The following is a 13,515-nucleotide window of genomic DNA, read 5'->3' on the forward strand; positions in this document are numbered from 1 at the left end:
CCATCCACTTTGAAGGTCGACTGGATGGCCACATAGATTTATGAAAACTTGGCTGACACAGAATATTGAACACTCTCTTTTCGGGGGTAAGCGACTCCACTATGGTAGTTGTGGAGTCACCTTGTGCTGATAACCTGATGCAGTTAACTTCCTTGCTCCGGTATCTATATCTTTAGCCCAGCTCTTCTGTCATTTGCTTACGCATTTTGAATTTTTGCAATTTTCCGGTAACGGTCATGGGATATTCATCGACAATGCGAATGTATTTAGGCACTTTAAAATAGGCTAACTGTTCTTTTAAGTAAGCACGAATTTCTTCTTCTGTTATTTTGTGACCCTCTTTTGTTCTCAACCATAAGCAGACTTGTTCGCCAAACTTTTTGTCTGGAACTCCAAAAACCGCAGCGTCGCTAACGTCATCGTGTAAATACAGAACCTCTTCAATTTCTCTTGGATAAATATTCTCGCCACCGCGAATAATAAGGTCCTTTATACGCCCGACAATAGTGACATAACCCGACTCATCCATTTCACCGAGGTCACCCGAGTGCAGCCAGCCCTCAGAGTCTATGGTGTTTCTGGTTTTTTCTTCGTCCCCCCAGTATCCTTGCATAACACAATATCCCCGGGCACAAATTTCTCCGGCTTCACCAACGGCGGCAATATCACCGTTATGGTTAATAATTTTTACTTCTGTGTGTGGCATTGCGCGACCGACAGTCTTTACTTGTTTCTCTAAGGGCGAGTCAGTATCGGTAATATGGTTTATGGGGCTACATTCGGTTTGGCCGTATCCAATTACCACCTGCTGCATATGAAAGTCACTATGAACTTTACGCATCAGCTCTTCGGGGCAGGTGCTGCCTGCCATAACACCTGTGCGAAGACTACTGAGGTCATAGCGATAAAAGTCAGGATGCTCAAGTTGAGCAATAAACATAGTGGGGACACCGTGCAGAGCGGTACACTTTTCCTGCTCTACTGTTTCAAGCGTGGTGGTTGGTTCAAATGATGGTCCGGGAAATATGGCGCAAGCCCCAGATGCGAGGCACGCCAAATTACCCAGAACCATGCCAAAGCAGTGATAAAGAGGTACCGGGATGCAAAGACGATCTTGTTCAGTTAAGTGCATGGAACGAGCCACTAGCCGACCATTATTCAGAATATTTCGGTGGCTTAGGGTTGCGCCCTTAGGATTGCCTGTAGTGCCTGAAGTAAATTGAATATTAATTGGATCGTAAGCACTTAACGAGGCTTCGATTTCGCGCATTTGTGCATAATGCTGTTCGTTGCCAAGTGCCTGTAATTGCGTAAAGGGCAAGATTCCGGGGTGACTTTTCTCTCCAATGCTAATGACTTTCTTTAACGAGGGTAATCGGTTTAGGGTTGTGTCAGAAGCATGATTTTTAAGTTCAGGAGCCAGTTCATTAAGCATTTCAATGTAATTCGAACTTTTAAACTGCTGTGCAACAATGAGGTATTTAACTTCGACGCTGTTGATAGCGAACTCTAACTCATGAGGGCGGTAAGCGGGGTTAACGCACACCATAATTGCACCTATTTTAGCTGTCGCCATTTGCACTAAAGACCACTCAATATTGTTTGGAGACCAAATGCCGACTCGCTCTCCTGGTTTTACTCCTATTGCCAGTAAGCCGGTAGCGACACGTTCAATTTCACGTAAGTATTGGCGGTAAGTCCAGCGAATACCTTGGTGTTTTACGACAATCGCCTCACGATCGGGGTATGCGTCGACAATATGAGTTAAATGAGTGCCTATCGTCAATTCGCTGAGCGGAATTTCCGTAGTTCCCTGATAGTTACTGATACTTAAAGAGGGGGTCATATTTTCTTGATGTTGTTTATTCATTGTTCACAGCCTTATTTTCAGAGCGTCACAATCAACTTTGTAGTATGTAATTAATCATATAGTGTCGACAGTTTCTATAGTTCTAATCACCATAATTGGTAAATTGAGACCAAAGTCGTAATTTTGTCGACAAAGTTAAGTGTTGGTTAATGGAAACCGAAAGAGGTTGTAGATTTAGAAAGTTGAGGAGATATGAGCAATATGTTGACGTTAAGGCGGTATTAGAGGGACGAGAGATTAATCTGTGTGGCTTTGTTGGTATTTGTTAGTTTTTATTTTTTGGTTGGTTTTATTAAAAAGGCGCCAAAAAAGAGGCGCCTTTAATCGTCATTCACAAGTTTGCTTTACGCAAAGTTCTTGTTCACGAAGTCCCAGTTTACCAGCTTCCAGAAAGCTTCTAAGTAGTTAGGACGAGAGTTGCGATAGTCGATGTAGTAGGCGTGTTCCCAAACATCAACGGTCAGCAGAGCTTCTACGCCATCGTGAGCGACAGGAGTATCTGCGTCGTCAGTGTTCAGTAAATCGACAGAACCGTCAGATTTTTTCACCAGCCATGTCCAGCCAGAACCGAAGTTGCCGGCAGCGCTTGCGTTGAACTCTTCTTTAAATTTCTCGAATGAGCCAAATTTAGCGTTGATAGCTTCTGCTACTGGGCCAGTTGGTTCACCGCCGCCGTTCGGGCTTAAGCAGTTCCAGTAGAACGTGTGGTTCCATACCTGTGCAGCGTTGTTGAACAGGCCGCCTTTTTCAGACTTAATAATGTCTTCCAGAGACTTGCTCTCAAGATCGGTACCTTTAACGGCGTCGTTCAGTTTGCTCACGTAAGTTGCGTGATGCTTGCCATAATGGTATTCCAGAGTTTCTTCTGAAATGTGCGGTGCCAGAGCGTTTTTCTCGTATGGAAGAGCCGGTAGTTCAAATGCCATAATTTTTTCTCTCCGTTCTTTATGAGTGCAAATGTGCGACCTGCACGTTAACTTGTGCAAGTTCTTTCTTGTTATACCTTACGATATATAGGGCTGACTGGATTGCTTTTCAAGGAAATCTTCCAATTTAGGACAAAACTTTATAGGCTGTGTTAAAATACCTGAGTGTTTTAATCAACCATTATATTAAGCAGAGGTGTTATGGAAACGGTTGACAGAATTAAGCAGCAAATCGAAGAAAACCCAATCCTGTTGTACATGAAAGGCTCTCCGAAGTTGCCTAGCTGTGGTTTCTCTTCACAGGCATCACAAGCCTTGATGGGCTGTGGGCAGGCGTTTGCTTACGTCGATATCCTGCAAAATCCGGATATCCGTGCAGAGCTGCCAAAATACGCAAACTGGCCAACTTTCCCGCAGCTTTGGGTTGAGGGTGAACTGGTCGGCGGTTGTGATATTATTATGGAAATGTTCCAGAACGGCGAGTTGCAAGAACTGGTTTCTGAAGTTGCAGAGCGTCATCCGGAGCCTTCAGCGGAATAAGTAGCCTTCAGCTGAATAGAATTTAAGCAAATAGTAGACAGTCTGTAGTGAATGTCGTGAGTGACCTTGTTTTTTCATTGAGGCACCCCCATCACTACAGGTGAAGATTTAACACACTCAACATTAAATGGAGAGAATCGATGTCTGTATTAGTAGGTCGTAAGGCACCTGATTTTACTGCAGCAGCAGTATTAGGTTCAGGTGAAATTGTTGAAGATTTCAAACTGTCAGATGCCATCAAAGGCAAAAAAGCAGTTATTTTCTTCTACCCGTTGGACTTCACTTTTGTATGTCCTTCAGAGCTAATTGCATTTGATAAACGATTAGACGAATTCAAAAAACGTGGCGTAGAAGTCATCGGTGTATCGATTGACTCTCAGTTTACTCACAGCGCATGGCGTAATACGTCAACCGACGCTGGTGGTATTGGTCAGGTGAAATACCCGCTGGTTGCTGACGTTCGTCACAGCATTTGTAAAGCGTACGACGTTGAACACCCACAAGCTGGTGTTGCGTTCCGTGGTTCATTCTTAATTGATGAAGAAGGCATGGTTCGTCACCAGGTCGTTAACGACTTGCCATTAGGCCGTAACATCGACGAGATGCTACGTATGGTTGACGCACTGAACTTCCACGAGAAGCACGGTGAAGTTTGCCCAGCAGGCTGGGAAGAAGGTAAAGAAGGCATGAAAGAAAACGCAGAAGGCGTAGCTTCTTACTTGTCTAAAAACGCTGACAAACTGTAAGCGTTTACTGAACTGAGAAAGCCGCTCGTTTGAGCGGCTTTTTTTTATGTCTGAATTTCTTGTGTAAAGTTAACTTTTATCCTGACGTGATTCCGGCGGCCAGCCACCCAATTCCTTCCAGCGGTTAATCATCCAGCAATAGAGCTCTGCAGTGCGTTCGGTGTCATATAAGGCTGAGTGTGCTTGTTTGCTGTCAAATTCAATACCGGCTGCCTGGCAGGCTTTAATCAGTACAGTTTGTCCTAAAGTCATTGCCGCAAGCGACGTGGTATCAAAACTGACAAAAGGGTGAAATGGGTTACGTTTTAAATTGGCACGCTCAGCGGCGGCCATGACAAAGCCGTGATCAAAGTTTGAGTTATGCCCTACTAAAACACTACGCTGACAACCTGCGGCCTTCTGTGCTTTTCGTATAGGCTTGAAAAGCTCACGCAGAGCTTCACCTTCCTCTACGGCTCCGCGCAAGGGGCAGTGCGGATCAATGCCGTTAAAGTCGATAGCTGCCTGTTCAATGTTGGCGCCTTCGAAGGGCTTTACGTGGTAATGAACCGAATCGACCGGCTTTAGTATTCCGTCGTCATCGAAATCCAGCAAGACTGCAGCTATTTCCAGTAACGCATCGGTTTTTGCGTTAAATCCCGCTGTTTCGACATCGACGACTACCGGCATGTAGCCGCGAAAACGTTGTTTCATAAGCGAGTTAGAGCTGTCTGACATAGAATTTCCGTAGTGAATAAAACATAACGCTATTATGCCAAAGATAACGGCGTTCTGCTTGCAGAAATACTAAAGCAACCGCAATGCGTGCCGATAACAGACGTATTAGAAATAAATCAGGGGCGCTTATGAAAAACTGGCCGATGTTGACTGCTGTTTCAGCCTCGCTGCTGCTATTAAGCGGGCAGGCACAAGCAAACTCAGTCAGGCACTACAGTGCAAACCTGGATAACTCCGCCTGGCAGATCAGTGAAAAGAATCGCCTAGCCTGCGAAATGGAACATGAAATTCCTCGCTACGGTAAGGTGAGGTTTCAAAGTGAAGCGAGCAAAGATCTGAATTTGCGCATGAAAATGGAGATGCGGAAATTACCGGACAGCTATGGTGTTTCTGCTATTGAGTCGGTGCCGCCGCGCTGGCAGCCGGGTGAGTCCAGTTACCGCATTGGCAGTATGCAGCTGTACAAGCAATTTGACGGTGAGTTACGAAAGCAGCTTGCATGGACCTTGTTAAGCGAGCTGGATAAAGGGCGGTATCCTACGTTTTTTTATGATGATTGGTACAACAACCGTGATCAGGTGGCAGTGTCTTTGTCGTCGGTGAACTTTCGTCGCACTTATGATGACTTTATGAGCTGTGTAAATGCGTTATTGCCGTTTAGTTTTGACGATATTGCATACACGGTGCTGAACCATGAAGCCGACAGCGAAAAACTGACGATGGCTTCGCAACGAAAGCTTAAACAGATTAGCGACTATCTCCAGGTGGATAATGAACTGGAACTGGTTTTGGTAGATGCGTATACCGATTCGCTTGGTGCGCGTGGGCCTAACCAGGAATTAACCGAACAACGCGCGAAAGAAATTCAGCAGTTTTTTGTTGAGCGGGGCATAGACGCGGAGCGGATTAAAACGGTCGCTCACGGGGAAGATCGGCCGGTTAAATCCAATGAGAATGAGATTAATCGCCAGATTAACCGGCGCGTCATTGTACAGCTGACAAAACCGTCGTCGATTGAGCTCTAATAAGTTCAATCGCTGGTTTTTTCTTTAAACTCGCACAAATCTTCAATGACACAGGAACCACACCGTGGCTTGCGGGCTATGCAGGTGTAACGGCCATGCAGAATTAACCAGTGGTGCACATCGACTTTAAACTCAGCCGGCACCACTTTTATCAGCTTTTCTTCGACTTCTTTGACGTTTTTCCCCGGTGCCAGTTTGGTGCGATTAGACACGCGGAATATGTGTGTATCCACTGCAATTACCGGCCAGCCGAACGCTGTGTTTAAGACCACGTTTGCGGTTTTACGACCGACACCGGGCAAGGCTTCCAGCGCGGCTCTGTCTTCCGGTACTTCGCCGCCATATTCTTCAACCAGAATTTTGCAGGTTTTGTAAGCGTTCTCAGCTTTGGAATTAAACAAGCCGATCGTTTTTATGTATTCTTTTATGCCATCCACACCCAGCGCCAGCATTGTTTCTGCGGTAGGCGCTGCGGGAAAGAGTTTACGAGTGGCTTTATTAACCCCAACGTCGGTAGCCTGTGCGGATAACAATACCGCAATCAATAACTGAAAGGGGGAGTCATACTCCAGTTCAGTGGTTGGGTTTGGGTTGTTGTCCCGTAACCGGCTTAAAATTTCGTAACGCTTGGTTTTATTCATAATAAGTCATTTGTTGTTGTGTTTTTCAGGCTGTGACCCGTGCGCGGGTAACCGTTTTCTTCTCGGCGCGGGCACTGCGTACTGAATCTATTTTATTTTTCAACGCAATAATAAAGCCCATACCAATAAAGGCTCCGGGGGGTAGTATCGCCAGTAATAATGGGTAATTCACTGTGAATAGCTCAATTCGCAATTGTGCAGCCCAGTCACCTAGCAATAGTTCTGCGCCATTAAACAGCGTGCCGTTACCGATAATTTCGCGCATTGCTCCCAATACCACGAGCACTAAGGCAAAGCCTGCGCCCATTGCCAGTCCGTCGAAGGCGGCGCGTTGCCATGGGTTTTTCGAGGCGTAAGCTTCTGCGCGGCCAATAATGGCACAGTTGGTCACAATGAGTGGAATGAAGATACCCAGCGACTGGTACAACTGAAACACATACGCATTCATCAACAACTGAATAATGGTGACAAAGGTGGCGATAACCATAACAAAGACCGGAATACGAATTTCCGATGGCACAAATTCGCGTACCAAAGACACGGTAATGTTAGAACCAACCAGAACAAATAAGGTGGCCAGTCCAAGACCCAGGGCATTGGTCACCGAAGCGGTAACCGCTAATAATGGGCATAATCCTAGTAGCTGAACTAACGCCGGGTTGTTGTCCCATAAGCCTTGCTTGGTTAAATGTTTGTATTCATTCATTCCTGAACCTCCTGACAGTGAGGTAAGTCGGCATTAAATAAAACGTCAGCCTGCTGCTGAAGTTCTAAAGTCGCACGTTTTACTGCTGAAACCACGGCGCGAGGCGTAATTGTGGCGCCGGTAAACTGATCAAACATGCCGCCATCGCGTTGCACCGCCCAGCGGTCATCGTCTGCGCCGCGAACTTGCTTCTCAGCAAAGCTTTTTATCCAGTCGCTTTTTTCAACTTCAATTTTGTCGCCCAAGCCGGGGGTTTCCTGATGACGCAGAGTTCTTACGCCCAGGACTTCACCGCTGGGTTTAATGGCCACTAATAAACGAATAGCACCGGAGTAGCCGTCGGGTGCAATAACTTCGGCTGCCAGCGCGGTTGGCTCTTCGTTAACCCATGCACGATATAAGGGGTGCGGCTTGCTGCTGCCTAATGCCGGATTCTCCAGTAAACGACAGGACTGATACAAGTCGTTGTCGTGCATGGTTGGTGGTATCAGTTGGTTCAACGTGCGCAATACCTGCCGTTGTTGCTGCATGGCAATTTTGTCTTCGGTCAGCACCTGCACACCAATAACCAGAGACGTGGCAACAACTGCGAATGCCGCCAACAATAAACCGTTTTTTTGCATACTGTTCAGCGTCATATCAGTCTCCGTGTCCGTAAACAACAGGCCGCGTGTAACGGTCTATGAGCGGTACGCACATATTGGCAAGCAACACGGCAAAGGCGACCGCATCCGGGTAACCACCCCAACTGCGAATAACAAAAATTAAGAAGCCAATAAGCAAGCCAAATATAACTCGTCCACGATTCGAAGTGGCGGCAGACACCGGATCGGTAGCAATAAAGAAAGCACCTAACATTGTTGCTCCGCTTAAGGCGTGAACGATAGGTCCGGGCATCAGATCCGGGGCAAATATATGCGCGATAAACGCCGGTATGCAAAGACCCCCAAGAAAGCCGAGTGGGATGTGCCAGCTGATAATGCGTTGCTGAATTAAGAGCAAACCACCGACGAAAAAGCCCAAGTTTATCCACTGCCAGCCGGCACCGGCAAAGTAACTGAATTCTGGGCGCTGATAAATTTCAGTCAATGTATAACCCTGAGTCAGTCCAGTTTTTATACTGTCGAGAGGGGTTGCCATGGTGACGCCATCGATACCCGAGCGCAGCTGTTCAACGCTATAGCCTGCAGGCGTGTATTCAAACAATATAGTGTGCAACGTTTGCCATAAATTAAGCGAATGCTCACTAATGGCTGAAACGGGTAACCAGTTGGTCATTTGTACCGGAAACGACACCAACAGAAGCACGTATCCGGCCATAGCCGGGTTAAATAAGTTTTGTCCCATGCCGCCATAAACATGTTTGACCACGACAATGGCGAATAACGTCCCTATAACGATGATCCACCAGGGCGCTAATGAAGGAATGCTAATTGCCAGTAAAACCGCAGTGACTATGGCCGTATTGTCGCGCAAGGCTGAAAATGCCGGACGCTCCCGGGCTACGGTGCAGGCCATCTCAGCGGCAATTGCAGTAACTAAGGCCAGAAGAATTTGAAACCAGATACCGGAACCAAAAAAGTAACTGTGCAGCAGTACGCCGGGAACCAGTGCATAACAAACCCAGCGCATCATCTCGCTGGTGCTGCGCTGGTTATGCCCATGGGGGGACGATGCAATTCTGAAACTCATGACTCATTTCCTTTGGCTGAGTTGCTTTCTTCCGGGCTTTCTTTAGCAGCCTGAGCGGCCTTTTTAGCTTTAGCGCGGGCAATAGCGGCTGCAACTGCCGCTGATTTACCGGTCGGTTTCTCAGTGCCTTCTTCCGCTTTATTTCCCGGTTCGTCACTGTTTTTCTGCTGCGCTTCTTGTTGCATTTCCTGATGCATTTTTTTGCGCTCTTCGGCGGCTTTTCTGTGACGCTCTAAGCGTTCTTCTTTTTCACGCTCCAGCCGTTCCTGCCTTGCTTCGAAACGTTTACGAGCTTGTTCCGCTTTGGCTTTTTCACGGGCAATATTACGCACTTCGGCTTTGGCCTTACGGTAGTAGTGCACCAGTGGAATTTCGCTGGGGCAGACATAAGCGCAGGCACCGCATTCAATGCAGTCGAACAAGTTGTGTTTTTCCAGCGACTCGTAGTCTTTGGCTTTGGCCAACCATTGCAACTGCTGCGGCTGCAATGTTGCCGGGCAGGCGTCGGCACAGGCGCCGCATCGAATACAGGCCAGTTCAGGTCTGGGAGAGGGCAGTTCCTTCTCCGTAGGTGCCAGAACACAGTTAGTGGTTTTTATGACTGGCACTTCTGTAATGGGCAGGGTGAAGCCCATCATTGGCCCGCCCATAATAATGCGTTGCTTTTTCTCCGGGGTAAAATCTGACTCATCCAGCAAATGCTGAATTGGTGTTCCTAATAAGGCCCACACGTTTCCCCGCTGTTTAAGAGACTCACCGGTCAGCGTAACCACCCGCTCTAACAAAGGCTCACCATGAATAATGGCGCGCTTGACGGCATAAGCTGTGCCGACGTTTTGCATCAATAAACCGATATCCATTGGCAACTTGCCACTGGGTACCTGATGCCCTGTGAGCAGCTCAATCAGTTGTTTTTCCCCACCCGAAGGGTATTTGGTGGGCACTATCTTAAGCTGTATTTGAGGGTTGTCGCCAATGGCTTCTGCGATGGCCTTTATGGCCTCAGGCTTATTATCTTCAATAGCAAGCAGAACCGAGTCGCAACGGGTGATGTACTGTAAAATGCGAATGCCGGCAATAATGTCATCAGCGTGCTCCTGCATTAAGCGATCGTCTGCGGCAATGTAGGGTTCGCACTCAACACCGTTTATAATAAGGTGTTTCAGAGGCTTTTGTTGTGCCAGCTTTTGAGCGGTAGGGAAACCTGCACCACCTAAACCTGCAATACCTGCTTCTTGAACCAGTTCCAGCAAGCGTGAAATTTCAACGTCACGATAATCGGGCAGTGCGTGCTTATTGCCCCAGCGGTCTTCGCCGTCCGGGTGAATGACAATAGCCTGTTCCGGCAAGCCCGATGCATGTGCGGTAGGGCGCTCTTCAATGGCGGCAATGGTGCCGGACGTTGGAGCGTGCAGAGGAAGCCCCTGGCTTAATCCGGCTTCAGTTAAACGCTGACCTTTATCAACGCGCTCGCCGACCTTAACCAAAACCTTACCGGAAGGCCCAATGTGCTGGCGCACCGGCAAAATCAGCTCTTGCGGTAACTTAAGTTTGCGAATGGGCTGGCTGCTGGCCGGCTGCTTACGCTCAGGAGGATGAACGCCGCCCGGGAAGTGGCCTATCACATTGGCGCTAAAGTCATGTTTGTTTGCCTGCAGGTCGCTCATTCCACCACCTTAACCGGAATACTGTTGGCTTTTATGTTTTCTTTCACTGTGTCCAAATCCCATTGCCAGGTTTCGGGTTTTGCTTTTACTTTCACCATGTCGATACAGTCGACCGGGCAAGGTTCAACACAAAGATCGCAGCCGGTACATTCATGTTCGATAACCGTGTGCATTTGTTTCGCTGCCCCTAAAATGGCATCGACCGGGCAGGCTTGAATACACTTGGTACAACCAATGCATTCGTCTTCGCGGATAACCGCGACTTTTTTAACGTCTTCCTCACCATGAGCATCATCCAGCGGTTTAGCTTCTACGCCCATTAAATCGGCTAACTGCTTTATGGTCGCTTCGCCGCCCGGTGGGCATTTGTTAATGTCGTCGCCGTCGGCAATGGCTTGTGCATAAGGTCGGCAACCGGGATAACCGCACTGACCACATTGCGTTTGTGGCAGAATTTCATCAATTTGGTCGACAATAGGGTCGCTTTCGACGCGGAACTTAACCGCGGCAAAGCCAAGAATCACTCCGAATATCAGCGCTAATATGCCCAGCGCGATAACTGCTCCGAATAAACTCATTAAGCGCTCACCAATCCGCTAAAGCCCATAAAGGCAAGAGACATAAGCCCTGCGGTTATCATCGCAATAGCTGAACCTTTAAACGCTACCGGCACGTCGGCGGCCGCTAAGCGCTCACGCAGAGCTGAGAATAAAATGAGTACCAGCGAGAAACCAATAGCTGCTCCTAAACCATAAACAATGGACTGCACAAAGTTGTGTTGTTCGTTGACGTTAAGCAAAGCCACACCCAATACAGCGCAGTTGGTGGTAATAAGTGGCAGGAAAATTCCCAATAACCGATACAGCGTCGGACTGGTTTTGTGTACCACCATTTCTGTAAATTGTACGACCACAGCAATAACCAGGATAAAACTGAGCGTTTGCAGCGACATTAGGTCGAGCGGCTCAAGAAGGTATTGATTAACCAGGTAGCTACAGACTGAGGCCAGGGTCAGCACAAAGGTAGTTGCTGCTGACATGCCTATTGCTGTGTCCAGCTTGCCGGAAACGCCCATAAAGGGGCATAAGCCCAGGAACTTCACCAGTACAAAGTTATTAACCAGCACGGTGCCTATCAGTAGCAGTAAGTAATCGGTCATTTACCTTTCCGGATACTGTGGTTATTTAAGACCGCATATTATCGGTGTTTTGGCCGCCATAAACAACAGACAGAAGGTGTGGGTTTTGGAGAAAATTTGTGCATTGTCATACTTTCTTCACGAAACTGCTTATTTAGTGTCATAAAGGCTTGGCAAGGTAGCTACAACTGAAGCCAAAATGGATTTTTAACCACATGGTACTCATCAGTTATTTGCAACGCTTTGATCGCTATTGTTATTGTTTGTTTTCTGGCTTGCGGGCTAAGGATTTGCCCGGACAAATTGCACTGCTGACGTCGCGCAGTGGTGACGGTTACGGTTATTTGGTTATTGCGCTAATGGCCTGGCTTATGGACGAATCCGGCGACGACTATTTTGCCCACCTGTTACTTGCCTTTGCACTTGAGCTACCGATTTACTGGATAATGAAAAACAGTTTTCGGCGCCAGCGCCCCAGTGAGTTAAATTTATCCTTTGCCGCTTTGGTGGTCGCCAGTGATAAATTCAGTTTTCCTTCCGGCCATACCGCAGCGGCGGTTCTGTTTTCTACAGTAACTTATCAGTATTACCCAAATCTCGGCTTAGTCTGCTTTGGCTGGGCTGCTGCCATTGGTGCCTCCCGAGTTGTGGTTGGCGTCCATTACCCCAGCGATATCGTTGCTGGTGCTTCGCTGGCTATTATCGTATCGGAGTTCGTTATATGAAAATTCTTTATGGTATACAGGGAACCGGGAACGGCCATCTGAGCCGCTGTCACACCATGGCTAAGTCTCTTGCAAAATATAATGTTGATATTGATTACCTGATATCGGGGCGTGATGTTGCGAATCTATTCGATATGGAGGTTTTCGGCGATTATCAGTGGCAGCAGGGTTTGTCTTTTGTCACTGAAAAAGGGCGGTTACGAAGACATAAGACGTTGCTGAACAACGACTGGAGTCAGTTTTGGAACGATGTAAAAAAGTTACCGGTAAAAAATTACGACTTAGTGATCACCGATTATGAGCCCGTAACCGCCTGGGCGGCAAAGAAAGCCGGAGTGCGCTGTATTGGCTTGGGTCGTCAGTATGCGTTTCAGGAGCCTGAATTGTTCCGGCGCTTGTCCTGGTGGCAGAAAAAGCTGATATCGTCATTTGCGCCCTGTTCAGAGCCTGTCGGTATGCACTGGCTTTCAACCGGAAATGCGATACCCCCCGTGGTCAGGCATGAAGAAAATAACTGTGGTGGCTTAATGCAACGTGTGGTTGTGTATTTACCCTTTGAAGATCCTCGGCATGTGATTGAGCAATTGCAGCCTTTAGATAATTACGAGTTTTCTTTTTTTCACCCTTTGGCTAAGCGCGAGTCTTTAGGTCATATTGAGTGTTATCCACCTTCGAGAGCGGAGTTTGCCGCTCACTTCAATAAGGCGTCGGCTATTTTGTCTAATGCCGGGTTTGAAACCAGTTGTGAGGCTCTGAGCCAGGGCAAAGCGCTTGCAGTAAAACCTTTAACCGGTCAGTTTGAGCAAAAATGGAATGCGCAGATATTGCAGGAGCAGGGGTTGGCGCATGTCCTTAAGCGAATCGACAGTGTGTCAATTGATAGCTGGTTAACCCAACGTAATCCGCAACGGCTATATTGGCCTAATGTTGCAGATGAACTAGCGCAGTGGATATCTAAGGGCGCTCAGCAGCCTGTTGCAGAACTGAGTGAAGGGTTGTGGTCCAGAAACGAAAAAACCGCCGTATAGGCGGTTCTCTCTAAATGTGGCTCCCCAGGTTGGATTCGAACCAACGACACATGGATTAACAGTCCACCGCTCTAACCAACTGAGCTACTGGGGA

Annotated in this window: 15 protein-coding genes and 1 tRNA gene; 5 read left to right on the plus strand and 11 right to left on the minus strand. The window is 47.6% G+C overall.

Translation table 11 applies throughout. The features are described 5' to 3' along the window. Nucleotides 1-172 precede the first annotated feature (172 nt). Both Q5L94_RS13085 and Q5L94_RS13090 read right to left on the minus strand, forming a co-directional pair. Nucleotides 173-1,870 carry an AMP-binding protein gene (locus Q5L94_RS13085; protein ID WP_317498819.1) on the minus strand — a complete coding sequence of 566 codons (1,698 nt, stop codon included), beginning with the start codon at nt 1,868-1,870 and terminating at the stop codon, nt 173-175. Nucleotides 1,871-2,214: 344 nt separating this feature from the next. After that, complete coding sequence (locus Q5L94_RS13090) at nt 2,215-2,796, minus strand: superoxide dismutase (RefSeq protein ID WP_317498820.1); 582 nt, start codon at nt 2,794-2,796, stop codon at nt 2,215-2,217. 201 nt (nt 2,797-2,997) lie between these two features. On the opposite strand from Q5L94_RS13090, the gene Q5L94_RS13095 reads away from it, so the two are divergent. Continuing rightward, the gene (locus Q5L94_RS13095; protein ID WP_011235037.1) at nt 2,998-3,336 is read left to right on the plus strand and encodes a Grx4 family monothiol glutaredoxin; all 339 of its coding nucleotides are present in this window, start codon (nt 2,998-3,000) and stop codon (nt 3,334-3,336) included. 140 nt (nt 3,337-3,476) lie between these two features. Then, nucleotides 3,477-4,082, plus strand: coding sequence for a peroxiredoxin C (locus Q5L94_RS13100; protein ID WP_317498821.1), 606 nt, complete (start codon nt 3,477-3,479; stop codon nt 4,080-4,082). Nucleotides 4,083-4,151: 69 nt separating this feature from the next. Here Q5L94_RS13100 and rnt read toward each other — a convergent pair whose 3' ends face one another. Then, complete coding sequence (gene rnt, locus Q5L94_RS13105; RefSeq protein ID WP_317498822.1) at nt 4,152-4,799, minus strand: ribonuclease T; 648 nt, start codon at nt 4,797-4,799, stop codon at nt 4,152-4,154. Between the two features lie 128 nt (nt 4,800-4,927). On the opposite strand from rnt, the gene Q5L94_RS13110 reads away from it, so the two are divergent. After that, the gene (locus Q5L94_RS13110; protein ID WP_317498823.1) at nt 4,928-5,824 is read left to right on the plus strand and encodes an OmpA family protein; all 897 of its coding nucleotides are present in this window, start codon (nt 4,928-4,930) and stop codon (nt 5,822-5,824) included. A gap of 5 nt (nt 5,825-5,829) precedes the next feature. Here the strand turns inward: Q5L94_RS13110 and nth are convergent, their stop codons facing one another. The 7 genes from nth to rsxA are packed head-to-tail and all read right to left on the minus strand — an operon-like array spanning nt 5,830 to nt 11,689. Then, on the minus strand, nt 5,830-6,465 hold the full coding sequence (gene nth / locus Q5L94_RS13115) for an endonuclease III (protein ID WP_317498824.1): 636 nt from the start codon (nt 6,463-6,465) through the stop codon (nt 5,830-5,832). Between the two features lie 25 nt (nt 6,466-6,490). Continuing rightward, nucleotides 6,491-7,171: an electron transport complex subunit E gene (locus Q5L94_RS13120; RefSeq protein WP_317498825.1), complete on the minus strand. Its 681-nt coding sequence runs from the start codon at nt 7,169-7,171 to the stop codon at nt 6,491-6,493. Continuing rightward, a complete protein-coding gene (gene rsxG, locus Q5L94_RS13125) occupies nt 7,168-7,809 on the minus strand; it encodes an electron transport complex subunit RsxG (protein ID WP_317498826.1) in 642 nt (213 codons plus the stop codon). Before rsxG ends, Q5L94_RS13120 begins: the two co-directional genes overlap by 4 nt. A 1-nt stretch (nt 7,810) precedes the next feature. Further along, nucleotides 7,811-8,863 (minus strand): electron transport complex subunit RsxD, encoded by a 1,053-nt coding sequence (gene rsxD, locus Q5L94_RS13130; RefSeq protein ID WP_317498827.1) that lies wholly within the window; start codon nt 8,861-8,863, stop codon nt 7,811-7,813. Beyond that, entirely contained in the window at nt 8,860-10,530 is a 1,671-nt protein-coding gene (gene rsxC / locus Q5L94_RS13135) for an electron transport complex subunit RsxC (RefSeq protein WP_317498828.1), read from the minus strand. Before rsxC ends, rsxD begins: the two co-directional genes overlap by 4 nt. Further along, a complete protein-coding gene (rsxB, locus tag Q5L94_RS13140; protein WP_034821885.1) occupies nt 10,527-11,108 on the minus strand; it encodes an electron transport complex subunit RsxB in 582 nt (193 codons plus the stop codon). Before rsxB ends, rsxC begins: the two co-directional genes overlap by 4 nt. Continuing rightward, the gene (gene rsxA, locus Q5L94_RS13145) at nt 11,108-11,689 is read right to left on the minus strand and encodes an electron transport complex subunit RsxA (protein ID WP_011235027.1); all 582 of its coding nucleotides are present in this window, start codon (nt 11,687-11,689) and stop codon (nt 11,108-11,110) included. The genes rsxB and rsxA overlap by 1 nt, the downstream gene beginning before the upstream one ends. Before the next feature lie 194 nt (nt 11,690-11,883). On the opposite strand from rsxA, the gene Q5L94_RS13150 reads away from it, so the two are divergent. Continuing rightward, nucleotides 11,884-12,393 (plus strand): phosphatase PAP2 family protein, encoded by a 510-nt coding sequence (locus tag Q5L94_RS13150; protein WP_317498829.1) that lies wholly within the window; start codon nt 11,884-11,886, stop codon nt 12,391-12,393. Continuing rightward, a complete protein-coding gene (locus Q5L94_RS13155; RefSeq protein WP_317498830.1) occupies nt 12,390-13,421 on the plus strand; it encodes an MJ1255/VC2487 family glycosyltransferase in 1,032 nt (343 codons plus the stop codon). Before Q5L94_RS13150 ends, Q5L94_RS13155 begins: the two co-directional genes overlap by 4 nt. 17 nt (nt 13,422-13,438) lie before the next feature. Here Q5L94_RS13155 and Q5L94_RS13160 read toward each other — a convergent pair. Continuing rightward, nucleotides 13,439-13,515: transfer RNA gene (locus Q5L94_RS13160), tRNA-Asn, on the minus strand.

It is taken from the genome of Idiomarina sp. Sol25 (genome assembly GCF_033052775.1).
GTDB lineage: Bacteria > Pseudomonadota > Gammaproteobacteria > Enterobacterales > Alteromonadaceae > Idiomarina.